This is a genomic window from Pseudomonas inefficax (genome assembly GCF_900277125.1).
Classification (GTDB): Bacteria; Pseudomonadota; Gammaproteobacteria; order Pseudomonadales; family Pseudomonadaceae; genus Aquipseudomonas; species Aquipseudomonas inefficax.
The window spans coordinates 152,974-176,656 of sequence record NZ_OPYN01000070.1; the positions used below are offsets into that span (position 1 = coordinate 152,974).

Below are 23,683 nucleotides of genomic sequence, written 5' to 3' on the forward strand. Positions count from 1 at the left end.
CGGCGCCAGGTTGGCTACTGGGGAAACCCGCCACTTCCACTGCTTCATTCCATGGCCTCTGGCGGTTTTTCGCCATCCTGGCCGTCACCTGCCCCCTGTATTCACTGCCCCAACCCCAGTTGGCACGTTCCCTGCTCAAGGCGCCGCGCGTGTACACAACAACTGGATAACATCAATGAAGAAATTCCTGCTGACGTTCCTCTGCCTGGGCGTCATCGGCTGCTCCAAACCCGCGGAGCCGGAAAAGACCGTCGACGTGTTGCTGATTGGCGGTGGCATCATGAGTGCCAGCCTGGGCACCTACCTCACCGAACTGGAGCCTTCCTGGAAGGTCGACGTCTACGAACGCCTGGACCAGGTAGCCGAAGAAAGCTCCAACGCCTGGAACAACGCCGGTACCGGCCACTCCGCGTTCTGTGAGCTGAACTACACCAGCGTCGGCAAGGACGGCAGCATCGACATCAGCAAAGCCGTGGGGGTCAACGAGCAGTTCGAGGTTTCCAAGCAGTTCTGGGCTTACCAGGTCGAACAGGGCGTGCTGAGCAACCCGAAGTCGTTCATCAACAACGTGCCGCACATGAGCTTTGTGTGGGGTGATGACAACGTTGCCTTCCTGCACAAGCGCGTCGACGCCTTGCAGCACAGCTCGCTGTTCCGCGGCATGGAAATTTCCGAAGACCACGAGCAGATCCGCAAATGGGCACCGCTGGTGATGGAAGGCCGTGACCCGGAGCAGAAAATTGCCGCCACGCGCATGGCCATCGGTACCGACGTTAACTTTGGCGAAATCACCCGCCAGTTGTTCGCGGCGATGACCCGCAACCCCAATGTGTCGCTGAACCTGCGCCATGAAGTGCGCGATATCGTGCGCAACGATGACGGCACCTGGCGTGTGCGGGTGGCCGACCTGGCCAACGGCGGCGAGGAAAAGCTCGTCAACGCGCGCTTCGTTTTCATCGGTGCCGGTGGTGGTGCGCTGAAGCTGCTGCAGAAGTCGGGCATCCCCGAAGCCGAAGGCTATGCCGGCTTCCCGGTCGGTGGCCAGTTCCTGATGACCGACAACCCCGACCTGGTCGCCCGCCACCAGGCCAAACTGTACGGCAAGGCCTCGGTCGGTGCACCGCCGATGTCGGTACCACACCTGGACACGCGGATGATCGATGGCAAGCAGGTGCTGTTGTTCGGCCCGTTCGCGACCTTCTCCACCAAGTACCTCAAGCACGGCTCGCTGCTGGACATGTTCGCCTCGCTGAACAGCCACAACGTGCTGCCGATGGTCAATGCCGGTATCGACAACATCGACCTCAGCACCTACCTGATGGGGCAGTTGATGCTCAGTTTCGATGACCGCATGAACGCGCTGCGCGAGTATTTCCCCAACGCCAAGAACGAAGACTGGAAGCTGTTGCAGGCCGGCCAGCGGGTGCAGGTGATCAAGAAGGACCCGGTACTGGGCGGTGTGCTGCAGTTCGGTACTGAAGTGGTGGCGGCGCAGGACGGCAGCATCGCTGCATTGCTGGGCGCTTCGCCGGGCGCCTCGACCGCGGCGCCGATCATGCTGACCGTGCTGGAAAAGACCTTCAAGGACCGTATCCAGTCGCCAGCCTGGCAGGCCAGGCTCAAGGAAATCGTGCCGAGCTATGGACAGAAGCTGAACAACAACCTGGCGCTGACCAACCAGACCCGGGCATGGAGCAGCGAGCGCCTGCAGTTGCTGTATGTGCCTGTGGAGGCTGAGCACGCGTTATGACCGGTTGACGCAGCCCTTTGTAGGAGCGGCCTTGCGTCGCGAGAGGGCTGCGAAGCAGCCCCGGCGATAGGTGCAGCGATGCCGGGATCTGGGGCCGCTTTGCGGCCCATCGCGACACAAGGCCGCTCCTACAGGGACTTTTCAATGCACAACAAAAAGCCCGCACAAGGCGGGCTTTTTGATGAGGATCTGGTCGGAGAGACAGGATTCGAACCTGCGGCCTTCTCGTCCCGAACGAGACGCGCTACCTGGCTGCGCTACACTCCGATGAAAGAAATCCTACTGCATACTTTTTTTGCACGCAAGCCCTTGTTGTTGAAAGGGCCTTTGCAAAAAACAGGCTGCGATCAGAGCTCTTTCACGGTGCGGATCTGGTCCTTGTTCAGGCGCGTGCGCTTGCCGTCCAGCTGCTCGAATTCGTAGAAGCCCGAGTCTTCATCGAACTTCGGTGTGTCGGTGGCCTGGATTTCGCGACCGTCGTTCAGGGTAATGACGGTTGGCGATGCGCAGCCAGCGAGGGCGCCCAGGCCCAAGGCGAGCAGGAAGGCGGGTAGGGTCCGTTGAATCATCGTGTTTCTCCAGTGCGATGGTGCTAGATGACATTAAGACGCAGGGCGTCCACGCAAGTTCCGTCTACAGTGCAGCATAGCGGCAAAACCGTGGCATTGATCGAGGGCAAGGGCCATGGGCGTCACGCTGTGATGGGCGCGCGCTGTGTTATAACTGCGGCCATCCCATCCTGTTGTGACGGACCCCCATGAAAGCCAAGGCAGATACCCCCTTCGTGCCGTTGAACATCGCCGTGCTCACGGTCAGCGACACACGTACCTTCGACACCGATACCTCCGGCCAGCTGTTCGTCGACCGGCTGAGCGCAGCTGGCCATCGCCTGGCCGAGCGTGTGCTGCTCAAAGACGACCTGTACAAGATTCGCGCCCAAGTCGCCACCTGGATTGCCGATGACAGCGTGCAGGTGGTGCTGATCACCGGCGGCACGGGCTTTACCGGTCGCGACAGTACGCCCGAGGCCGTGGCCTGCCTGCTGGACAAGCAGGTAGAAGGCTTTGGCGAACTGTTCCGGCAGATTTCCGTGGCCGACATCGGCACCTCCACCGTGCAGTCGCGCGCCCTGGCCGGGCTGGCCAACGGTACCCTGGTGTGCTGCCTGCCGGGTTCGACCAACGCGGTGCGCACTGGTTGGGACGGTATCCTCGCCGAGCAGTTGGATGCCCGCCATCGCCCGTGCAACTTCGTGCCGCACCTGAAGCAGGCAGCGGCCTGCGACAGCCGTGGCTGAGGTGCGCCAGGCCCGGCCGCTGATGCCGGTGGAACAGGCCCTGGAGCAGCTGCTGGCATTGGCCGAGGCGGCACCGATCCGCGACACCGAAAACCTGCCACTGGCCGAGGCCGAGGGCCGAGTGCTGGCCACCGACCTGGTGGCCTCGCTCGACCTGCCGCCTTGGCCGAACAGCGCCATGGATGGTTACGCCTTGCGCCTGGCCGACTGGCAGGGCGAACCACTGCCGGTCAGCCAGCGGATTTTTGCCGGCCATGCGCCGCAGCCGCTGCAACCGGGCACCTGTGCGCGCATCTTCACCGGGGCACCGCTGCCCGAAGGTGCCGACTGCGTCGAGATGCAGGAAAACACCGAAGTGACGGAGGATGGCCGGGTACGTTTTCTCGAAGCGCTGAAGACCGGGCAGAACATTCGTCCTCAGGGCCAGGAAACCCGCAAGGGCGAACAGGTGATGAGCGCCGGCACCCGGCTGGGGCCGATCGAGCTGGGCCTGGCCGCGACCTTGGGCCACGGCCGCCTGGATGTGGTGCGCAAGGTGCGGGTAGCGGTGCTGTCCACCGGTGACGAACTGGTCGAACCCGGCCTGCCGTTGGGGCCGGGGCAGATCTACAACAGCAACCGTCGGCTGCTGGTGAGCTGGTTGCAGCGGCTGGGCTGCGACGTGGTCGATGCGGGCATCCTGCCGGATGACCTGGCACGCACCCGCACCTGCCTGGCCGAACTGGGCGATGTCGACCTGATCCTGTCCACCGGCGGTGTCTCGGTAGGCGAGGCCGACTACCTCGGCGCCGCCCTGCGCGAAGCTGGCGAGCTGGCCTTGTGGAAGCTGGCGATCAAGCCGGGCAAGCCGCTGACCTTCGGCCACTTCCAGGGTGTGCCGGTAATCGGCCTGCCGGGTAACCCGGCCTCGACCCTGGTCACCTTCGGCCTGCTGACACGACCCTACCTGTTGCGGCGTCAGGGCGTGACCGATGTCACGCCGTTGCGCTTCGACATGCCGGCCGGCTTTGACTGGCCCAAGCCCGGCACGCGCCGCGAATACCTGCGCGCCCGCATCGAACAAGGGCAGGTGCGCATCTACAAGAACCAGAGTTCTGGCGTGCTGCGCAGTGCGGCCTGGGCCGATGGGCTGGTCGAAGTTCGTGAAGGCAGTACGCCGAAGCAGGGTGACAGCGTGCCGTTCATCCCGTTCAGCGAACTGCTTGGCTGAGCGGATCGGTCAGGCACTGGCCAGCGGCACGGCCGCGACTGGTGCCGCCTGAGCCAGGCGCATGTGCACGTTCTCCAGTTGCTGGGCGGCCACGCTCCAGTCGTGGCGCTGGCGGGCGAACTGGCGCCCGGCATCGCTCAACTGGCTCATGCGCCAGGGCTGGTTGAGCAACTGGGTGATCAGCAGGGCCAGCTGGTCGCCATCCCCGCTGCCCAGGTAGTGCTCACCGTTGTTCGCAGCCAGGCCTGAAACACCTTTGTCGGTGGTGATCACCGGCAAGCCGGCGGCCATCGCTTCGAGGATTTTCACCTTGGAGCCACCGGCATAGCGCAGCGGTGCGAAGAACAGTGCCGAACGCCGCTGCAGTTCACGCAGGTCTGGGCGGTAGCCGAACCATTCGATGCGCGGGTCGCTCCAGTGCAGTTTCCAGCTGGCCGGCATGGCATGCCCGGCGATCGCCAGGCGCACTGCCGGGTTGCTCATCCAGACCTGCGGCATGATGTCTTCCAGCGCCCATTCGATGGCCTCCAGGTTGGCGCCATACTCGAAGTTGCCAACGAACAGCAGGCGCTGGCTGTGTAGCGCAGGTTGCACGTGCTGATAGAAATCACAGTCCACGCCATTGACCACCACGTTCACCGGGCGCCCGCTGATCTGCGCGATCAGCTCGGCATCGTGGGCGCTGACCGCCACCAGTTCGGTGGGTTGGCGCAATACCCGCTGCTCCCAGCGTCGATAGCGCCAGCGGTCGAAGGCATTGAGCGGGCGCAGCCACAGCGGCAGGCGATCGTGGCTGGCGCCACCCATCACCGATTCCAGGGTGTGCTCGCTGAGCATGTATGGCAGTCCGCGTGCCTGCAGGGCCTTTTCGAAGGGCTGGAAACTGTAGCTGTGCTCGATCTGGATCACATCCCAGGGCTCGTCCAGCAATTGCTCGAAGCGGTGCCGCAGGCAAGGAGCCAGGCCATTGATGATTGCCCGCATGGGGTAGGCGATGATTGGCGAGGCCAGCAGGTTGAGCGGGCTGTGCAGAGGGCGGCGGGGTAGCACGATCAGGCGTTCCAGTAGCGGTTCCAGGGCATCGCGGGCGGCATCGCCGAGGGGCATCTTCGATTGCACCAGCAGGGTAATCCGGTGGCCCCGCTGGGCCAGTGCGCGTATCAGGTGGTATTGCCGGGTCTTGCTGCCGCTGGTGGTCGGCCAGGGCAGATATGGCAGTGTCCAGAGAATGCGCATGACCCGAAATCCTCGCTAAAGGCTGCGGATAGCAAGACGCGCCCTTTGGCGGCAGTGGTGAAACCACTGCCGGGGCGCGTCCATGGCAAGAAAACGTATCTGCTGAGCATAGCCGGGCATTGTCAGGTGTGGGGAAAAGACAGGCCAACGCTTGTCGGTCAAGCGCGATCAATTGTAGGAGCGGCCTTGTGTCGCGACAGGAGCGCGAAGCGGCCCCACGTTTTCAGCTTCGCCGCGCACATTGCCGGGGCCGCGCTGCGGCCCTGTCGCGACACAAGGCCGCTCCTACAATCGACCGCGTTGGCCTGCTATTTTTTGGGACGCATGCAACGATCCGCGATTGCAAAGGGTCGAGATCTGGGTTGATCACTTCACGGAGGCGCACACATGCAAGGGCGCAAGGCAATGCTGATCCTGCATGGCAAGCAGGCCATGAACGAAGACTTGCGCAGTGCCGTGCATGGCTTGCGCGACAGCGGCTGGGTGCTGGATGTGCGGGTCACCTGGGAGGCCGGTGATGCCCAGCGCCTGGTCACCGAGGCGTTGGCCGCCGGTTACGGCCATATCGTCGCCGGAGGCGGGGATGGCACGCTGCGTGATGTCGCCGAGGCCATGGGGCTGGCCGGTACCGAGGCCAGCCTGGCGTTGTTGCCGCTGGGCACGGCCAACGATTTTGCCAAGGCCGCCGGCATACCCCTGGAGCCTGCCACCGCCCTGGCCTTGCTGAACATACCCGCAAAACCGATAGACCTGGGCCAGGCCGGCGACCAGTTGTTCCTCAACATGGCCACCGGCGGTTTTGGCAGCCAGGTCACGGCCAATACCTCCGAAGACCTGAAGAAGGTGCTGGGCGGGGCCGCCTACCTGTTCACCGGGTTGTCGCGCTTCAGCGAACTGCAGGCAGCCTCGGTGGAGCTGCAAGGGCCGGGCTTCGAATGGCAGGGTGACCTGCTGGCGCTGGGGATCGGCAATGGCCGCCAGGCCGGGGGTGGGCAGGTGCTATGCCCCGAAGCCCTGGTGGACGACGGCTTGCTCGACATCGCCATCCTGCCGGCACCACAGGAGATGGTTGGGGCGCTGCGTGAGCTGTTGGCCGGTAACGGGCTGTTCGTCAGGGCCCGGTTGCCTTGGGTCGATATCAAGTGCTCGCAGGGGCTGGACATCAACCTCGATGGCGAGCCGGTGCAGGCCGACACGTTGCGCTTCCAGGCCAGGCGCGCTGCACTGCGCCTGCACCTGCCAGACGGGTCGCCGTTGCTCAGTCGTCCAGGCTGATGATTTTCTCGCGCACGGCGAACAGCACCAGGCCGGCCACGTCATGGATCTGCAGGCGTTTCATGACTTGCGAGCGGTGGGTTTCCACTGTCTTGATCGACAGGCCCAAGCCGGTGGCGATTTCCCGGGTGGACTTGCCGCGCACGATCAGGCGCAGGATTTCCAGCTGCCGCGCCGTGAGGTTATGCCGCTCGCCAGCGGGTTGCTTGCCCTGCCTGTTGTGCTGCAGTGCCTGGTTGATGACCGTATGGGCGATGGCTGGGCTGAGGTAGCGTTCGCCGTTGCGCACCGCCGCCAGGGCCTGCTCCAGTTCGGTGGCGCTGGTGTCCTTGAGCAAGTAGCCGTGGGCGCCGCTTTCCAGGGCGCGCATGATCAGGTCCGGGTCGGTGTGCATCGACAGGATCAGCACTTTGCAGGTGCTGCCGCTGGCGCGCAGTTGGGTGAGGGCGTCCAGGCCGCTGGTCGAGCGCATGGAGATGTCCAGCAAGACGATGTCCGGCGTCAGCGTGCGCACCTGTTCGAGCAACTGGCTGCCGTCGTCGGCTTCGCCGATCACGTCATAGCCGGGGATGTCGCAGACCAGCGCGCGCACCCCGGCGCGGATCAGCGAGTGGTCGTCTACCAGCAGCAGTTTACAGGTCATGGGTAGCAGTACTCCTGGCGCGTTGCTGGGTGCGCGGTGGCCATGGGAACATCGCCTCGATGTGCGTGCCCAGGCCGAGCTGGCTGGTGATGTCCAGGCTGCCCCGTAACGCGGTTACCCGCTCCTGCATGCCGGCCAGGCCCCGTTGACCTGCTTCGGCCGGTTGCCTGGCGGGCACGAAGCCGCGGCCATCGTCGTGGATCGACAACGCCAACCCCTCGGGGGTGCGCTGCAGGCGGACTACCAGGTTGCGTGCCTGGGCGTGGCGCAGCATGTTGGTCACGGCTTCCTGGGTAATGCGGAACACCGCCATGGCCACCGCTTCGTCGATGCCCCCCAGGCGCTGGTTGCACGCCAGGCTCCAGTGCACGCCGCTGTTGCCCAGGGTGCGCACCAGGTGCGCGCGCAGGCTGGCTTCCAGGCCCAGGCTGGCCAACTGCCGTGGGTTGAGCAGGGCGGAGACATCGCGCACGTTGCTCAACGTGTCATCCAGCGTGCTGCGCAGGGCGTCGCAGTGGCCTTGAAGCTCATCGGGCATGCGCTTTTGCAGCCACTGCAGCTGCAGCTTGGCGGCGGTGAGCAGCTGGCCGATGTCGTCGTGCAGTTCCCGGCTCAGGTGCTGGCGCTCGTCCTCCTGGACCTTGAGCATGCGCTCGGCCAGTTCCGCCGGACGCAGGTTGATCGACCTGGCGCCCAGGGCCAGGTGCACGGCTGCGCCCAGCGTGGCGGCCAGCTGCAGCACCAGCAGGCTGGCCGGAATCGCCTGGTCGGCCAGGTACAGCATCAGGTTGGCGACCAGCGAGGCCACGCACAGCCCGACCGTCGCCCAGCGCAGCAGGGTGGCGCGGGAGCAGCACCGCAAGGAAGTCTTCAAGTGTGGAAACATAGGTAGGGGAGCCACTGAAGTATTGCTGATGGAGGCCTTGCACTATCCATGTCAGAGGCTTTGTAGCAGTACTTGCTATTTACTTTCGAGCACGTGATCTTGCCACCTTGTTGCAGGGTGCAAGCGTTAGTGGGGGCGCATATTACCACTTCGCAGTGCATTGGTCGCGGTCGGGAAACGCTATGAAACGCTTGCGGGGCGGGCGCTGAAGGGTAGCAATGTGCCACTCGGCTTGATCACACAACAGGCACTTGCCATGCAACTTGCGCGCTGTTGATTCAACTTGGCCCATGGCAACCTGGAAAACTTCTGGAACTTTCCAAGTACGACCAGAGTGGGCTTGAGTAAACGGGCCCGGCTGCATCTTGCGCCAGTTCAATAGGTGCTGGATGAGCGGCCGGAGTGCGTGCTGCCTGCCGTCTCGGAATGCGGGTGCATGCACACGCTGCCGTGCTCCTTGCAGGACGTGCAGGGTTGTGCGAACGGTTGCTGCACGGCCTTGGCCAGTTCACCCAGCAGCACCAGCTGCTCGCCAATGTCCAGGTTGAGCCGCCCGGTGCAAGGGTCGACCAATTCCAGCTGCCAGGCCAGCAAGGTCAGGCAGGCCTCTAACGCGGGCAGGGCTTCGCGCTGCAGGCAACCGCCCTGGCAGGCCGGTGCCAGCAGCTGCTGCAGGGCGGTCGTGTAGTGGGCCACTTCGCGCAGGCCCAGGTGTGCGGCCTGTCGAGCGAGGTTGTCGAGGGCATTGTCCAGGCAGTGGCAAGCATCCGGGTCGTTGTCGATCAGTTCCAGGTGCTGCAGGCATTCCTGGGCCTGGGTCAGCAGGACCTGGGCATCCAGCAGGAACCCCTGCAGGGCGGTATCGAACGACAAGGCGCTGTCCATCATGATGCACCCGCGCGTGGGGCAGGCGCAGGGGACGGGCACGCCAAAACGATAGCTAACAAAAGCCTGACTCCATTCATGCAATGAGAATGGCGTCACATTAATGGCTAAAGGATATCGCGAACATCAGGTTGCGCCCGATTGTGGCTAAGGGTTTCCCTGATAAGGGGCTCAGGTGGGGAACTTTTGCCGTTCCGCTCAATAACCTGCGCTTCTCGCAGTAAAGCATGATGGTAAAGTGATATCAATTGCCTTCACGGCATTTTCCCGAAAGGGTCAAGGTGTGGGTGAAGCCGCCGATACAGGGTAGATGATTTCACTTTTTCCGACTCAAGCCTGGGGGCTTTCCAATGGCTGGCATTCTCGACACGGTAGACCAACGCACGCAACTGGTGGGTGAGAACCGCCTGGAAATCCTGATGTTTCGCCTGGCCGGCCGCCAGCTGTTCGCGATCAACGTGTTCAAGGTGCAGGAAGTGCTGCAACTGCCCAAGCTGACCCTGATGCCCCAGCGCCACGCTTTCGTCTGCGGTGTGGTCAACCTGCGCGGCCAGACCCTGCCGGTGATCGACCTGTCCCAGGCGATCGGCATGCGCCCGCTGCAGCCGGGGCCGGACAGCACCATCATCGTCACCGAGTACAACCGCTCGGTGCAGGCCTTCCTGGTGGGCGGTGTCGACCGCATCGTCAACATGAACTGGGAAGCGATCATGCCGCCGCCGTCCAGCGCCGGACGCCAGCACTACCTGACGGCCATCACCAAGGTCGATGACAAGCTGGTGGAAGTGATCGATGTGGAAAAGGTGCTGGCCGAGATCGTGCCGTACAACGCCCGGGTTTCCGGCGACAAGCTCGCCGACCCGGTGCTGGCCCGGGCTCGCGGCCGCGAAGTGCTGCTGGTGGACGACTCCAGCGTGGCCCTTGCGCAATTGCGCGACACCCTGTCCCAGCTGGGCGTGAAACTGCACGTGGCCAGTGATGGCTTGAAGGCGCTGCGCCTGCTCAAGGGGTGGGCCGATGCAGGCGAGAACGTGTGCGAGAAGCTGCTGATGGTGTTCACCGACGCCGAGATGCCGGAAATGGACGGCTACCGGTTGACCACCGAGATCCGTGGCGATGCCCGTTTGCGCCAGCTGTACGTGGTGTTGCACACCTCGCTGTCGGGTAGTTTCAACGAATCGATGGTGAAGAAGGTGGGCTGCGACAACTTCCTGTCCAAGTTCCAGCCCGATCGCCTGGTCGAAGTGGTCAAGCAACGCCTGTTGCTGGATGTCGCTACCGCGTGATCCCGGCCCCTGCTGGGTATAAGCTTGGCGTTTTGGCATGACGCGAGGCGGCAGGGATGTTTCTCAGTGAGCTGTATCGGTACCCGGTGAAGTCGGGGCAGGCGCAACGCCTGCAGGCATCACCGGTGGGGTTGCTGGGGTTGCAGGGCGACCGGCGCTGGATGGTGGTGGAGGAAGAAAACGGACGCTTCCTTACCCAGCGCGCCTGGCCTCAGCTGGGCCAGATCAAGGCAAGTGATGATGACAGCGGCCAGTTGCTGCTGGAAGCGCCTGGGCAGGCACCGTTGCGAGTGCCTGTGCCACCTGCCGATGACGCCCTGCGTGGTGTGACCATCTGGCGCGACACCTTGCGAGTGCCGGATGCGGGCGATGCGGCGGCGGCCTGGCTGAGCCAGTTGCTGGGCAAGGCCGTGCGCCTGGTGCATTGCCCGGAGCAGCGTGCGCGTTATCTGCCCAATGGCTATGGCTTCAACAGTGACCGGGCGGCGTTTCCGGACGGTTTTCCACTGTTGCTCATCGGCCAGGGTTCGCTGGATGAACTCGACCGGCGTGTCGGCCGGCCCATGGAGATGCTGCGCTTTCGGCCCAACCTGGTTGTGCAGGGGGGCGAGCCGTTTGCAGAAGATGGCTGGAAGCGGATTCGTATCGGCAGCCTGGAGTTTCGCGTGCTCAAGCCCAGTGTGCGCTGCATCTTCACCACTATCGACCCGGCTACTGGCGAGCGCAGCGAGGACCGTGAGCCGATGGCCACTCTCAGGACCTTCCGCGAAAGGGAAGGGGATGTGCTGTTCGGGCAGAACCTGGCGGTGGATGGCAGCGGGTGGCTGGAGGTAGGGATGCAGGTCGAGATTCTGGAATAGCTGTATTGTCTGTGCCGGCCCTTTCGCGGGCTTGCCCGCTCCCACAGGTACTCCACTCCCCTCAAGAAATGTGAGGACCCTGTGGGAGCGGGTTTACCCGCGAAAAGGCCGGCACAGGCTCAGTAGCAATCACATGTCATCGAAGTACCGCTCATGCCAATCCACCAGCGGCTGCGGCGAGTTCAGCTTCTGCCCGTAGATCACCGAATACGACAGCACGTTCTGCACGTACTGGCGCGTTTCATCGAACGGGATCGACTCCACCCACACATCGAAGCTCAGGTGCTTGGCGCCTTTGAGCCACTGCCGCACCCGCCCGGGCCCGGCGTTGTAGGCTGCCGAGGCGAGCACCCGGTTGCCGTTGAATTGGCTGTGCACCTGGCTCAGGTAGGCAGCGCCCAGCTGGATGTTCTTGTCCGGGTTGAGCACTTGCGCCGGTGATGCCAGCGGAATGCTGAACTTGCGCGCGGTTTCCTTGGCCGTGGCCGGCATCAACTGCATCAGGCCGCTGGCACCTACCGGGGAGCGGGCATCCTCCATGAATGCGCTTTCCTGGCGGGTAATGGCGAATACCCAGCTCGAATGCAGGCCGCGGACCTTGGCCTCGCGCACCAAGGTGTCGCGATGGGCCATCGGGAAGCGAATGTCCAGGTCGTCCCAGTACTGCGCCTGGCTGATGGTGCGAATGGCCGGGAAGTACCAGCGCAGGTCGTAGCCCAGGCGTGCCTGGGCGACCATTTCGTCGCGGCTGAAGTGGCGGCTGACGTGGTACCACTCGCGGCGGCCTTCGACGATCTGGCCGCGGGCGTGGAACTCCAGGGCACGGCGAATGCCTGGGGTGTTGCGTACCTTGTTGACCAACTGTGGGCTGAGCACCAGCGGCTTGTTGTTCAGCTGGTAAGGGGTTTGTGCCCGGTCGGCGGCGAGGAAGCCGTAGAAGTCACGCTCGCGCGCCACGGTCTTGTACAGCAGCGGGACCTGTGGATTGTTCGGCTGCGCCAGCTCCAGGCTGCGCGCCTGCCAGTACTTCCAGCGGCTGCTGCTGGCCAGGTCCTGGGGCAGGCGGCGGGTCAGCTCATAGGCGTCTTCCCAACGGCCCAGGCGCAGCAGCAGGCGCAGGCGCCATTCGCTGACGGTGTTGTCACGCAGTTCGGGGTCGTAGCGGGTCATCAGGTCGAGTGCGCGCGGGTCGTAGCGGCGCGCCAGGGTCAGGCCGATTTCGCGGGCGATGGCCACCTTCTCGTCACGGGAAAAGTGCATGCGCTGGGCGTAGTCGTCGAGCAGCGCCATGGCCCGCTCAGGGTCCTGCCGGGCCAGGCGGCGCAGGCCCAGGCTGACCACATCGGACATGGCTTCGTTGACCGGGGTGAAGCGCGACGGCTGGTTGAGCAGCTCGGGTTTCTGCGCCACATCGACCAGCAGGCGCCCCTGCGGGGCGAGGGTGGTCAGGGTCTTGACCAGGTTGTTGGCCAGGCCGTAGTTGCGCGCCTGGGTCGCCAGCTTGGTGCGTTGCCAGCGCTTGGCCTCGGTCAGCTGGCCCTCGGCCGCCCACATGCCGAACAGCGTGTCGCAGGTGGCCGGTTGCGACTTGCCGACGTTCCACAATTTGTCGGCCGTGGCAAAGCCCTCGGCGCGCAGGCCGTGGCTGAGCTGGTACTGGCCGTTGAGGCAGTCCAGTTCGGTGAAGTTGAGCTTGGGGTCGTAGTACTTGACGAAGGTGTTCCATTCGCCACGTTCGGCCAGCCAGCGCAACCAGCGCAGTTTCATCCAGTTGGCCTGGGGCAGGTCGCCATGCTTGGCGAGGAAGCCTTCGATTTCCTGGTTGCTGGCGGTTTTCAGGCGGGCGGTGAGTTCGTCGTAGGCCAGATAGGGCGTCAGCGGGTAGTCGCTGAGGGCCTGGGCATAGCGCAGGTAGGGGCCTTTGTCGCCCTTGGCCAGTGCACGCTTGGCCTCGTCATAGTACTGACGTTGCAGGGTAAGGTCGGCGGCCTGCGCGGCGCAGGTGGCAGCGCTGAGCAGCAGGCAGGAAGCAATTTGTAACAGGCGGCTGCGCATGATACGTCCGGGCAGTTGAACCATGGGGAAGTGACGGCGGAGCCAGCACTGATGGAAGCTATTGCCTTAGCTTAGCTGTTTGCCGGCGGCGGGTGAAAGCACTGTGCTTGTATCCGGATATTAAGTTCGACCGGATGTCGCAAAGCCTTCGCCGGCTGGTCAGGCGGATGCCGTCGCAGGCCAAGTCAGGTAGAATGCGCGCCCGATTTATGGAGACCAACATGACCCTGCTCAAATTCAGCGATGTGTCCCTCGCATTCGGTGCCATGCCGCTGCTGGACCACGTGTCCTGGCAGATCGCTCGTGGCGAGCGGGTGTGCATCATCGGCCGCAACGGCACCGGCAAGTCGAGCATGCTGCGCCTGGTCAAGGGCGAGCAAAAAGGCGACGACGGCGAAATCTGGCGTGCCCCGGGCCTGAAGATCGGCGAGCTGCCGCAGGAGCTGCCGGTGGCCGACGAGCGCACGGTGTTCGACGTGGTGGCCGCAGGCCTGGATGGCGTGGGCGAGTTGCTGGCGCAGTTCCATCACCTGAGCCTGAACATCCAGGGCGATGAAGACCTGGAAAAACTCATGCATGTCCAGCACGAGCTGGAAGCCCGTGACGGCTGGCGCCTGCAGCAAGTGGTGGAAAGCACCCTCAGCCGCCTGCAGCTGCCGGCCGACAAGACCCTGGCCGAGCTGTCCGGTGGCTGGCGCCGCCGCGTGCTGCTGGCCCAGGCGCTGGTGTCGGAGCCCGACCTGCTGCTGCTCGACGAGCCGACCAACCACTTGGACATCGGTGCCATCGCCTGGCTCGAAGAGGCCCTGCGCAGCTTCAACGGCGCCGTGCTGTTCATCACCCACGACCGTTCCTTCCTGCAGAACCTGGCCACCCGCATCCTCGAGCTGGACCGCGGCGGGCTGATCGACTGGAACGGCGACTACGCCAGCTTCCTGGTGCACAAGGAGGCCGCGCTGGCCGCCGAGGAAACCGCCAACGCGCTGTTCGACAAGCGCCTGGCCCAGGAAGAGGTGTGGATCCGTCAGGGCATCAAGGCCCGTCGTACCCGCAACGAAGGCCGCGTGCGTGCGCTCAAGGCGCTGCGCGTGGAGCGCAGCGAACGCCGCGAGCGCCAGGGCAAGGCCAACATCCAGATCGAGGCGGCGGAAAAGTCCGGCAAGCAGGTGATGGTGCTGGAAAACGTCAGCTTCCATCACCCTGAGGGGCCGATGCTGGTCAAGGATTTCTCCATGGTCCTGCAGCGTGAGGATCGCATCGGCCTGCTGGGCGCCAACGGTACCGGCAAGACCACCCTGCTCAAGCTGATGCTTGGCGACCTGGAGCCGACCAGCGGCAAGGTCGAGCGCGGCACCAAGCTGGAAGTGGCCTATTTCGACCAGATGCGCCACCAGCTCGAGCTGGAAAAGACCGTGATCGACAACCTGGCCGAAGGCCGCGATTTCATCGAGATCGACGGCCAGAACCGCCATGTGCTGAGTTACCTCGGTGACTTCTTGTTCAGCCCCCAGCGCGCCCGTACGCCGGTTAAGGCGCTGTCGGGTGGCGAGCGCGCGCGGCTGCTGCTGGCCAAGCTGTTCAGCAAGCCGGCCAACCTGCTGGTGCTCGACGAACCGACCAACGACCTGGATGTGGAAACCCTCGAGCTGCTCGAGGAAGTACTGTCCAACTACAAGGGCACCGTGCTGATCGTCAGCCACGACCGGGCGTTCCTCGACAACGTCGTCACCAGCACCCTGGTGTTCGAAGGCGAGGGCAAGGTGCGCGAGTACGTCGGTGGTTACGAGGACTGGATTCGCCAGGGCGGTTCGCCGAAGCTGCTGGGCGTGACCGAAAGCAAGGGCGGCAAGTCTGCGCTCAACAGCGCGGTGGTGGAGAAGGTCGAGGCCAAGCCGGCGCCAGTGGCTGCGCCGGTGGCGGAAGAAGCATCGAAGAAGAAGCTCAGCTACAAGCTGCAGCGCGAGCTGGAGATGCTGCCAGGGCAGATCGACGCGCTGGAACAGCGCATGGCCGAGGCCCAGGAAGAAGTGAATGCGGCGGGCTTCTATCAGCGGCCGATTGCAGAAACTTCGGCGGTGCTGGCGAAGATCGAGAAGCTGCAGGCGGAGCTGGATGTGCTGGTGGAGCGCTGGGCCGAGCTGGAAGGCTGACCGGCGTTAGCCTGGCCCGGCCTCTTCGCGGGTAAACCCGCTCCCACAGGTCCCCCACAGATTTTCAGGTCTGTGCGGTACCTGTGGGAGCGGGTTTACCCGCGAAGAGGCCGGTACAGATCAAATCATTCTTTCTTCAGCAAGCGCACCGCCAGCACATCGCACGGTGCACCATGCAGCACGTCATTGGCCGTGGAGCCCAGCAGCAACGCCAGGCCGTGACGGCCATGGCTGCCGACCACGATCAGGTCGCACTTCTGATCCTTGGCCAGCTGATGGATTTCCTGGCGCGGCTGGCCATAGGTCAGGTGCGAGTCGCCGCGGTGGATGTCCGGGTATTTGTTGAACAGCCGGTCCATGCGCTCCTTGGCCTGGTCGAACTGCTGCTGTTGCAGCTGCGACAGGTCCATTGGCACATCACCACCGAATGCCATGGCCATCGGCTCGACGATGTGTACCAGTGAAACCTTGGCATTCGACGGTGCAGCCAGCGCCATGGCACGTTTGATCACCGGGTCGCATTCTTCGGTCAGGTCGACGGCGACCAGAAGATGTTCGTAGGACATGAGCGGAACTCCTGACAATCGCGATAGAAGAAGTATGGTCGCTTTCGGGCGGGTCTTCCGTGAAAAATGGCTAACCAGCTCATTTGCAACGTTTTATGGGAACTACAGATATGACGGTATTGCTGGTGGTGTCAATCCTCGCGCTGATTCTCAGCCCGCTTTCCTGGCTGCGCACCTCGCGCAAGCAGAGCGAGCAGATGAAGCTGCGCCTTGAGGCTCGGCGCATGGGCCTGGCCATGCAACTGGCGCCGCAGCAGTGGCCGCACTGGCTGGAAAAGGAGCCGCCAAGCCCGTGCCCGCAGTACCACCGGGCACGCCGCCGCGGGCATGAGGACAGCTTCTGCTTCTGGCAGATCACCCCGGGGGTTTGGTGGAACCAGTGGCGTGAGCCCTGCGAGGATCCGCGCTTCATGGAGCCCCTGTCGCGCTTGCCGGCGAGCGTCTACAAGGTAGAAGCCGATGCCCGGATGATCGCGCTGTACTGGACCGAGCGGGGGGATACGGCTGTGTTGCAGGATGTTGCCTACGTCCTTGAAACCTTGGCCTGAATGATGCCTTTACGCGGTCCCTGTGGGAGCGGGTTCACCCGCGAAGAAGACGACTCGGTGTATGGCACCGGCTTTGCCGGTGTTCGCGGGTAAACCCGCTCCCACAGGGCCGCTATGCCCCTCCATCAACCTTTTCTCTATAGGTAAGCCCAAACGACAAAGCGGCGGCTTGGCCGATCCCCTGAAGGGGTGGGGTGCCAAGTCGCCGCTTTGCGTTCTGCTGCGCAGAAAAGGCCAGGCAGGCCGGGTATGCATCAAGCAAGTGCCAGTGTAGCCGTTCGAGGTCGCCGCGCAAGGCAATCGCCGACATGAATGGCCAGCAATCACCGCCATCATGTTTCGTACCAGAACGCTACAAAATGACCGGAAAGTCGTGTTTTCACCTTGCTCGCGAGCATTTGACAACGTCGATCTTTTCGGAGAATGTGTGCACACCCAAATCAAACGGGCGTATGAATTGAGCGTTTGTATGTCATGACGCCAAGCCATACTTCCGACTAGCGCGCTGACGGGTGTGCCTGGGGCAGGGCGGCTATGCCTGCTTTTGCTGCAGCGATCGGCGTGTACAGTTCAGCTTCCATATCGTGGAGATCAGTTGATGATTTACGAAGGTAAAGCCATCACGGTTAAGGCTCTTGAAAGTGGCATCGTCGAGCTCAAGTTCGACCTCAAGGGTGAGTCCGTCAACAAGTTCAACCGCCTGACCCTGAACGAACTGCGCCAGGCCGTCGATGCCATTCAGGCCGACGCCTCGGTCAAGGGCGTTATCGTCAGCAGTGGCAAGGACGTGTTCATCGTCGGCGCCGACATCACCGAGTTCGTCGACAACTTCAAGCTGCCCGAGGCCGAACTGGTCGCCGGCAACCTGGAAGCCAATCGCATCTTCAACGCCTTCGAAGACCTCGAAGTGCCGACCGTCGCAGCCATCAACGGTATCGCCCTGGGCGGTGGCCTGGAAATGTGCCTGGCCGCCGACTACCGGGTCATGTCCACCAGCGCCAAGATCGGCCTGCCGGAAGTCAAGCTGGGTATCTACCCGGGCTTCGGCGGTACTGTGCGCCTGCCGCGCCTGATCGGTTCGGACAACGCCATCGAGTGGATCGCCGCCGGCAAGGAAAACCGTGCCGAAGACGCCCTGAAAGTGGGTGCCGTCGACGCCGTGGTCGCGCCTGAACTGCTGATGGCTGGCGCCCTCGACCTGGTCAAGCGCGCCATCAGTGGCGAGCTGGACTACAAGGCCAAGCGCCAACCGAAACTGGAAAAACTCAAGCTCAACGCCATCGAGCAGATGATGGCCTTCGAGACTGCCAAGGGCTTCGTCGCCGGCCAGGCCGGCCCGAACTACCCGGCACCGGTCGAAGCCATCAAGACCATTCAGAAGGCTGCCAACCTCGGCCGTGACAAGGCCCTGGAAGTCGAAGCCGCAGGCTTCGCCAAGCTGGCCAAGACCTCGGTTGCGCAGAGCCTGATCGGCCTGTTCCTCAACGACCAGGAACTCAAGCGCAAGGCCAAGGCACATGACGAAATCGCCCACGATGTGAAGCAGGCCGCCGTGCTCGGCGCCGGCATCATGGGTGGCGGCATCGCCTATCAGTCGGCGGTCAAGGGCACCCCGATCCTGATGAAGGACATCCGCGAGGAAGCCATCCAGCTGGGCCTGAACGAGGCCTCCAAGCTGCTCGGCAACCGCGTCGAGAAGGGCCGCCTGACCCCGGCCAAGATGGCCGAGGCACTCAACGCCATTCGCCCGACCCTGTCCTATGGCGATTTCGCCAATGTCGACATCGTCGTCGAAGCCGTTGTCGAAAACCCGAAGGTCAAGCAGGCCGTGCTGGCCGAAGTGGAAGGCCAGGTGAAGGACGATGCGATCCTCGCCTCCAACACCTCGACCATCTCCATCAACCTGCTGGCCAAGGCGCTCAAGCGCCCGGAAAACTTCGTCGGCATGCACTTCTTCAACCCGGTGCACATGATGCCGCTGGTGGAAGTCATCCGTGGCGAGAAGTCCAGTGAAGTGGCGGTCGCCACCACCGTGGCCTACGCCAAGAAGATGGGCAAGAACCCGATCGTGGTCAACGACTGCCCGGGCTTCCTGGTCAACCGTGTGCTGTTCCCGTACTTCGGCGGCTTCGCCAAGCTGGTAAGCGCCGGTGTCGACTTCGTGCGAATCGACAAGGTCATGGAAAAATTCGGCTGGCCGATGGGCCCGGCGTACCTGATGGACGTGGTCGGCATCGACACCGGCCACCACGGCCGCGACGTTATGGCCGAAGGCTTCCCGGACCGCATGAAGGACGAGCGCCGCTCGGCCGTTGACGCGCTGTACGAGGCCAACCGCCTGGGCCAGAAGAACGGCAAGGGCTTCTACGCCTACGAAACCGACAAGCGCGGCAAACCGAAGAAGGTCGCTGATGCCACCGTGCTCGATGTGCTCAAGCCGATCGTTTTCGAGCAGCGTGAAGTTACCGACGAAGACATCATCAACTGGATGATGATCCCGCTGTGCCTGGAGACCGTGCGCTGCCTGGAAGACGGCATCGTGGAAACCGCCGCCGAAGCCGACATGGGTCTGGTCTACGGCATTGGCTTCCCTCCCTTCCGCGGTGGTGCGCTTCGCTACATCGACTCGATCGGTGTGGCCGAATTCGTTGCCCTGGCCGATCAGTACGCCGACCTGGGGCCGCTGTACCACCCGACCGCCAAGCTGCGTGAAATGGCCAAGAACGGCCAGCGCTTCTTCAACTGAGCGGTCAACGAGCTAGAGCGAGAGATTTGATATGAGCCTGAATCCAAGAGACGTGGTGATTGTCGACTTCGGTCGCACGCCGATGGGCCGCTCCAAGGGTGGCATGCACCGCAATACCCGCGCCGAAGACATGTCGGCGCACCTGATCAGCAAACTGCTGGAACGCAACGACAAGGTCGACCCGAAAGAAGTCGAGGACGTGATCTGGGGCTGCGTCAACCAGACCCTCGAGCAGGGCTGGAACATCGCCCGCATGGCCTCGCTGATGACCCAGATCCCGCACACTTCCGCGGCGCAGACCGTCAGCCGCCTGTGCGGCTCGTCGATGAGCGCGCTGCACACCGCCGCCCAGGCGATCATGACCGGCAACGGTGATGTGTTCGTGGTCGGTGGCGTGGAGCACATGGGCCACGTCAGCATGATGCATGGCGTCGACCCCAACCCGCACCTGTCCTTGCATGCCGCCAAGGCTTCCGGGATGATGGGCCTGACCGCGGAAATGCTCGGCAAGATGCACGGCATCACCCGTGAGCAGCAGGACCTGTTCGGCCTGCGTTCGCACCAGTTGGCCCACAAGGCCACGGTCGAAGGCAAGTTCAAGGACGAGATCATCCCGATGCAGGGCTATGACGAGAACGGCTTCCTGAAGGTGTTCGATTTCGACGAAACCATTCGCCCGGAAACCACCCTTGAAGGCCTGGCGTCGCTGAAGCCTGCGTTCAACCCGAAAGGCGGTACCGTCACTGCCGGTACCTCGTCGCAGATCACCGACGGCGCATCGTGCATGATCGTCATGTCCGGTCAGCGTGCCATGGACCTGGGTATCCAGCCATTGGCGGTGATCCGTTCCATGGCGGTGGCGGGTGTCGACCCGGCGATCATGGGCTACGGCCCGGTGCCGTCGACCCAGAAAGCCCTCAAGCGTGCTGGCCTGACCATGGCCGACATCGACTTCATCGAGCTCAACGAAGCCTTCGCCGCACAGGCCCTGCCAGTGCTGAAAGACTTGAAAGTGCTCGACAAGATGGATGAGAAGGTTAACCTGCACGGCGGCGCCATTGCCTTGGGCCACCCGTTCGGTTGCTCCGGGGCACGGATTTCCGGCACCCTGCTCAACGTCATGAAGCAGAATGGCGGCACCCTGGGGGTGGCGACCATGTGCGTCGGCCTCGGCCAAGGTATCACCACTGTCTTCGAGCGCGTCTGATCGCGTAGCGGGACAGCGACCGGGGCCTTGTGCCCCGGTTTTGTTTTTTACAGGTTTTATTCAAGAGGGTGGGCAACATGCAGATACAACCAGGCGTATACCGGCATTACAAAGGGCCTGAGTACCGTGTCTTCAGTGTTGCGCGGCACTCCGAGAACGAAGAGTGGATGGTGTTCTACCAATGCCTGTATGGTGATTACAGCTTCTGGGTACGGCCACTTTCGATGTTCCAGGAGTCCGTCGAGGTTGACGGCGAGCAGGTGCCACGCTTTGCTTTGGTCAAGGCCGAAGAGGGGCTGCTCGAGGTGCTGGGCAAGTCGCACGAGTGATAGTCCGAACTTGACCTCACACTTTTGCCACTATATATAGCGGTGCCGCGTCTGGCACCTGACGCGTTTTTTATCTTCAGATTCAGGAATACTCCGATCCATGGGCAAATCGCTGGTCATTGTGGAATCCCCGGCCAAGGCCAAGACCATCAACAAGTACCTGGGCAACCAGTACGTGGTGAAGTCGAGTATCGGCCATATCCGAGACCTCCCCACCAGCGGTTCGGCCAGCGCCAGCAAAGAGCCAGCCGCCAAGCGTGGCAAGGCCGCGGGTGAGGCTCCGGCCCTGTCGCCGAAGGAAAAGGCCCGCCGCCAGCTGGTGGCGCGCATGGGCGTCGATCCCGACCACGGCTGGAAGGCCAAGTACGAGATCCTGCCTGGCAAGGAAAAGGTGATCGAAGAGCTGCGCCGCCTGGCGAAGGACGCCGACACCATCTATCTCGCAACCGACTTGGACCGCGAAGGGGAAGCCATCGCCTGGCACCTGCGCGAGGCCATCGGCGGCGATGACACCCGCTACAAGCGCGTGGTGTTCAACGAAATTACCAAGAAGGCCATCCAGGATGCCTTCTCGCAGCCGGGCGAGCTGGATATCGACCGGGTCAACGCCCAGCAGGCGCGGCGCTTCCTCGACCGCGTGGTCGGCTACATGGTTTCGCCGCTGTTGTGGGCCAAGATCGCCCGTGGCCTGTCCGCCGGCCGTGTTCAGTCGGTGGCGGTAAAGCTGGTGGTTGAGCGCGAGCGTGAAATCCGCGCGTTCATCCCGGAAGAATACTGGGAAATCCACGCCGACCTCGGCACCGCCAAGAACGCCAAGGTGCGTTTCGAAGTGGCACGCGAGAAGGGCGAGGCCTTCAAACCGCTGAATGAAGCCCAGGCCATGGCGGCGCTGGAGAAGCTCAAGGCTTCCAGCTTCAGCGTGGTCAAGCGCGAAGACCGCCCGACCAGCAGCAAGCCGTCGGCACCGTTCATTACCTCCACCCTGCAGCAGGCAGCCAGCAACCGGCTGGGCTTCGGCGTGAAGAAAACCATGATGATGGCCCAGCGCTTGTACGAAGCCGGCTACATCACCTACATGCGTACCGACTCGACCAACCTGTCGGCCGACGCCCTGGACATGGCGCGCAGCTACATCGAGCGCGAGTTCGGCAAGCAGTACCTGCCCGAGGCGCCGCTGGTGTACGGCAGCAAGGAAGGCGCCCAGGAGGCGCACGAAGCGATTCGTCCTTCCGACGTGAATACTCACCCGAGCAAGCTCAGTGGCATGGAGCGCGACGCCGAGCGCCTGTACGAGCTGATCTGGCGCCAGTTCCTGGCCTGCCAGATGCCGCCGGCGCAGTACCTGTCCACCAGCGTCACCGTGGCAGCAGGCGACTTCGAGCTGCGTGCCAAGGGCCGTATCCTCAAGTTCGACGGTTACACCCGTGTGCTGCCGCAGCAGAGCAAGCCTGGCGAAGATGACGTGTTGCCGGAAATGGTCCAGGGTGAAGCGCTGAAGCTGATCCAGATCGACCCGAGCCAGCACTTCACCAAGCCACCGGCACGCTTCACCGAAGCCAGCCTGGTCAAGGAAATGGAAAAGCGCGGCATCGGCCGCCCGTCGACCTATGCGGCGATCATCTCGACCATTCAGGACCGTGGCTATGTGACCCTGCACAACCGCCGCTTCTATTCCGAGAAGATGGGCGACATCGTCACCGAGCGCCTGTCCGAGAGCTTCTCCAACCTGATGGATTACGGCTTTACCGCCGACATGGAAGAGAACCTCGACGACGTGGCCCAGGGCGAGCGTGACTGGAAGAACGTGCTCGACGAGTTCTACGGCGACTTCAGCAAGAAGTTGCAGACCGCCGAGTCCAGCGAAGACGGCATGCGCGCCAACCAGCCGACCATGACCAACATTCCGTGCAAGGAATGTGGCCGGCCGATGATGATCCGCACCGCCTCTACCGGCGTATTCCTCGGTTGCTCGGGCTACAGCCTGCCACCGAAAGAGCGCTGCAAGGCCACCGTCAACCTGGTGCCGGGCGACGAAATTGCCGCTGATGACGAGGGTGAATCGGAATCCCGCGTGTTGCTGGGCAAGCACCGCTGCCCGATCTGCGCCACGGCGATGGATGCCTACCTGCTGGATGAGAAGCACAAGCTGCACATCTGCGGTAACAACCCGGATTGCGCCGGCTACGAGATCGAGGAAGGCAACTACCGCATCAAGGGTTACGAAGGGCCGAGCCTGGAGTGCGACAAGTGCGGCAGCGAGATGCAGTTGAAGACTGGCCGCTTCGGCAAGTTTTTCGGTTGCACCAACCCGGCATGCAAGAACACCCGCAAGCTGCTCAAGAGCGGCGAGGCGGCGCCACCGAAGATGGACAAGGTGGACATGCCAGAGCTCAAGTGTGAAAAGGTCGACGATACCTACGTGTTGCGTGATGGCGCTTCGGGGCTGTTCCTGGCCGCCAGCCAGTTCCCCAAGAACCGCGAAACCCGCGCACCGCTGGTGTTGGAGATCGTTCCGCACAAGCACGAGATCGATCCGAAGTACCACTTCTTGTGCGATGCACCGCAGAAAGACCCGGAAGGCCGCCCTGCGGTGATCCGCTACAGCCGCAAGACCAAGGAGCAGTACGTGCAGTCCGAGGTGGACGGCAAGCCGACCGGCTGGAAGGCGTTCTACGACGGCAACGCGTGGAAGGTTGAAGACAAGCGCTGATTCTTCATCAGTCTCTGACCTGCGCGTGCCCTTGTAGGAGCGGC

The 23,683-nt window shown here is 63.2% G+C and carries 19 protein-coding genes and 1 tRNA gene; 12 read left to right on the forward strand and 8 right to left on the reverse strand.

What is annotated here, in order from left to right:
• Window positions 1-175: 175 nt before the first annotated feature.
• Window positions 176-1,750, forward strand: coding sequence for a malate dehydrogenase (quinone) (mqo, locus tag JV551A3_RS08375; protein ID WP_133978568.1), 1,575 nt, complete (start codon window positions 176-178; stop codon window positions 1,748-1,750).
• 190 nt (window positions 1,751-1,940) lie between these two features.
• On the opposite strand, the gene JV551A3_RS08380 is transcribed toward mqo, so the two are convergent.
• Window positions 1,941-2,017: transfer RNA gene (locus JV551A3_RS08380), tRNA-Pro, on the reverse strand.
• A gap of 80 nt (window positions 2,018-2,097) precedes the next feature.
• Entirely contained in the window at window positions 2,098-2,319 is a 222-nt protein-coding gene (locus JV551A3_RS08385) for a YgdI/YgdR family lipoprotein (RefSeq protein ID WP_025338312.1), read from the reverse strand.
• A gap of 188 nt (window positions 2,320-2,507) precedes the next feature.
• On the opposite strand from JV551A3_RS08385, the gene moaB reads away from it, so the two are divergent.
• Both moaB and JV551A3_RS08395 read left to right on the forward strand, forming a co-directional pair.
• A complete protein-coding gene (gene moaB, locus JV551A3_RS08390) occupies window positions 2,508-3,047 on the forward strand; it encodes a molybdenum cofactor biosynthesis protein B (protein ID WP_025338313.1) in 540 nt (179 codons plus the stop codon).
• Window positions 3,048-3,069: 22 nt separating this feature from the next.
• Window positions 3,070-4,257 (forward strand): molybdopterin molybdotransferase MoeA, encoded by a 1,188-nt coding sequence (locus JV551A3_RS08395; RefSeq protein WP_133970967.1) that lies wholly within the window; start codon window positions 3,070-3,072, stop codon window positions 4,255-4,257.
• A gap of 9 nt (window positions 4,258-4,266) precedes the next feature.
• On the opposite strand, the gene JV551A3_RS08400 is transcribed toward JV551A3_RS08395, so the two are convergent.
• Window positions 4,267-5,493: a glycosyltransferase family 4 protein gene (locus JV551A3_RS08400; protein ID WP_133970870.1), complete on the reverse strand. Its 1,227-nt coding sequence runs from the start codon at window positions 5,491-5,493 to the stop codon at window positions 4,267-4,269.
• A gap of 387 nt (window positions 5,494-5,880) precedes the next feature.
• On the opposite strand from JV551A3_RS08400, the gene yegS reads away from it, so the two are divergent.
• Window positions 5,881-6,768, forward strand: a complete 888-nt coding sequence (yegS, locus tag JV551A3_RS08405) for a lipid kinase YegS (RefSeq protein ID WP_133970871.1) — start codon at window positions 5,881-5,883, stop codon at window positions 6,766-6,768.
• Here yegS and JV551A3_RS08410 read toward each other — a convergent pair.
• The 3 genes from JV551A3_RS08410 to JV551A3_RS08420 all read right to left on the reverse strand — a co-directional run bounded on the left by JV551A3_RS08410 (window position 6,752) and on the right by JV551A3_RS08420 (window position 9,182).
• On the reverse strand, window positions 6,752-7,411 hold the full coding sequence (locus tag JV551A3_RS08410; protein ID WP_112252124.1) for a response regulator: 660 nt from the start codon (window positions 7,409-7,411) through the stop codon (window positions 6,752-6,754). The genes yegS and JV551A3_RS08410 overlap by 17 nt on opposite strands.
• Window positions 7,401-8,297, reverse strand: a complete 897-nt coding sequence (locus JV551A3_RS08415; protein WP_133970872.1) for a sensor histidine kinase — start codon at window positions 8,295-8,297, stop codon at window positions 7,401-7,403. The genes JV551A3_RS08410 and JV551A3_RS08415 overlap by 11 nt, the downstream gene beginning before the upstream one ends.
• A gap of 375 nt (window positions 8,298-8,672) precedes the next feature.
• Complete coding sequence (locus JV551A3_RS08420; protein WP_133970968.1) at window positions 8,673-9,182, reverse strand: histidine kinase; 510 nt, start codon at window positions 9,180-9,182, stop codon at window positions 8,673-8,675.
• A gap of 350 nt (window positions 9,183-9,532) precedes the next feature.
• On the opposite strand from JV551A3_RS08420, the gene JV551A3_RS08425 reads away from it, so the two are divergent.
• Both JV551A3_RS08425 and JV551A3_RS08430 read left to right on the forward strand, forming a co-directional pair.
• Window positions 9,533-10,468, forward strand: coding sequence for a chemotaxis protein CheV (locus JV551A3_RS08425; protein ID WP_133970873.1), 936 nt, complete (start codon window positions 9,533-9,535; stop codon window positions 10,466-10,468).
• 56 nt (window positions 10,469-10,524) lie between these two features.
• Complete coding sequence (locus tag JV551A3_RS08430; RefSeq protein ID WP_133970874.1) at window positions 10,525-11,328, forward strand: MOSC domain-containing protein; 804 nt, start codon at window positions 10,525-10,527, stop codon at window positions 11,326-11,328.
• 129 nt (window positions 11,329-11,457) lie between these two features.
• Here the strand turns inward: JV551A3_RS08430 and JV551A3_RS08435 are convergent, their stop codons facing one another.
• Window positions 11,458-13,383 carry a transglycosylase SLT domain-containing protein gene (locus JV551A3_RS08435; protein WP_112252129.1) on the reverse strand — a complete coding sequence of 642 codons (1,926 nt, stop codon included), beginning with the start codon at window positions 13,381-13,383 and terminating at the stop codon, window positions 11,458-11,460.
• 221 nt (window positions 13,384-13,604) lie between these two features.
• On the opposite strand from JV551A3_RS08435, the gene JV551A3_RS08440 reads away from it, so the two are divergent.
• Window positions 13,605-15,533, forward strand: a complete 1,929-nt coding sequence (locus tag JV551A3_RS08440; protein WP_114171999.1) for an ATP-binding cassette domain-containing protein — start codon at window positions 13,605-13,607, stop codon at window positions 15,531-15,533.
• A gap of 125 nt (window positions 15,534-15,658) precedes the next feature.
• Here JV551A3_RS08440 and JV551A3_RS08450 read toward each other — a convergent pair whose 3' ends face one another.
• The gene (locus tag JV551A3_RS08450) at window positions 15,659-16,099 is read right to left on the reverse strand and encodes a universal stress protein (RefSeq protein ID WP_133970875.1); all 441 of its coding nucleotides are present in this window, start codon (window positions 16,097-16,099) and stop codon (window positions 15,659-15,661) included.
• A gap of 110 nt (window positions 16,100-16,209) precedes the next feature.
• Between JV551A3_RS08450 and JV551A3_RS08455 the strand changes: the two genes are divergently transcribed.
• The 5 genes from JV551A3_RS08455 (at window position 16,210) to topA (ending at window position 23,639) form a co-directional block, all read left to right on the forward strand.
• Window positions 16,210-16,647, forward strand: a complete 438-nt coding sequence (locus JV551A3_RS08455; protein WP_133970876.1) for a hypothetical protein — start codon at window positions 16,210-16,212, stop codon at window positions 16,645-16,647.
• 598 nt (window positions 16,648-17,245) lie between these two features.
• Window positions 17,246-19,393 (forward strand): fatty acid oxidation complex subunit alpha FadB, encoded by a 2,148-nt coding sequence (gene fadB / locus JV551A3_RS08465; protein ID WP_133970877.1) that lies wholly within the window; start codon window positions 17,246-17,248, stop codon window positions 19,391-19,393.
• Between the two features lie 31 nt (window positions 19,394-19,424).
• Entirely contained in the window at window positions 19,425-20,600 is a 1,176-nt protein-coding gene (fadA, locus tag JV551A3_RS08470) for an acetyl-CoA C-acyltransferase FadA (protein ID WP_013971712.1), read from the forward strand.
• Window positions 20,601-20,677: 77 nt separating this feature from the next.
• Window positions 20,678-20,929 (forward strand): DUF1653 domain-containing protein, encoded by a 252-nt coding sequence (locus JV551A3_RS08475; protein ID WP_112252134.1) that lies wholly within the window; start codon window positions 20,678-20,680, stop codon window positions 20,927-20,929.
• Between the two features lie 100 nt (window positions 20,930-21,029).
• Entirely contained in the window at window positions 21,030-23,639 is a 2,610-nt protein-coding gene (gene topA / locus JV551A3_RS08480; protein WP_133970878.1) for a type I DNA topoisomerase, read from the forward strand.
• Window positions 23,640-23,683 lie beyond the last annotated feature (44 nt).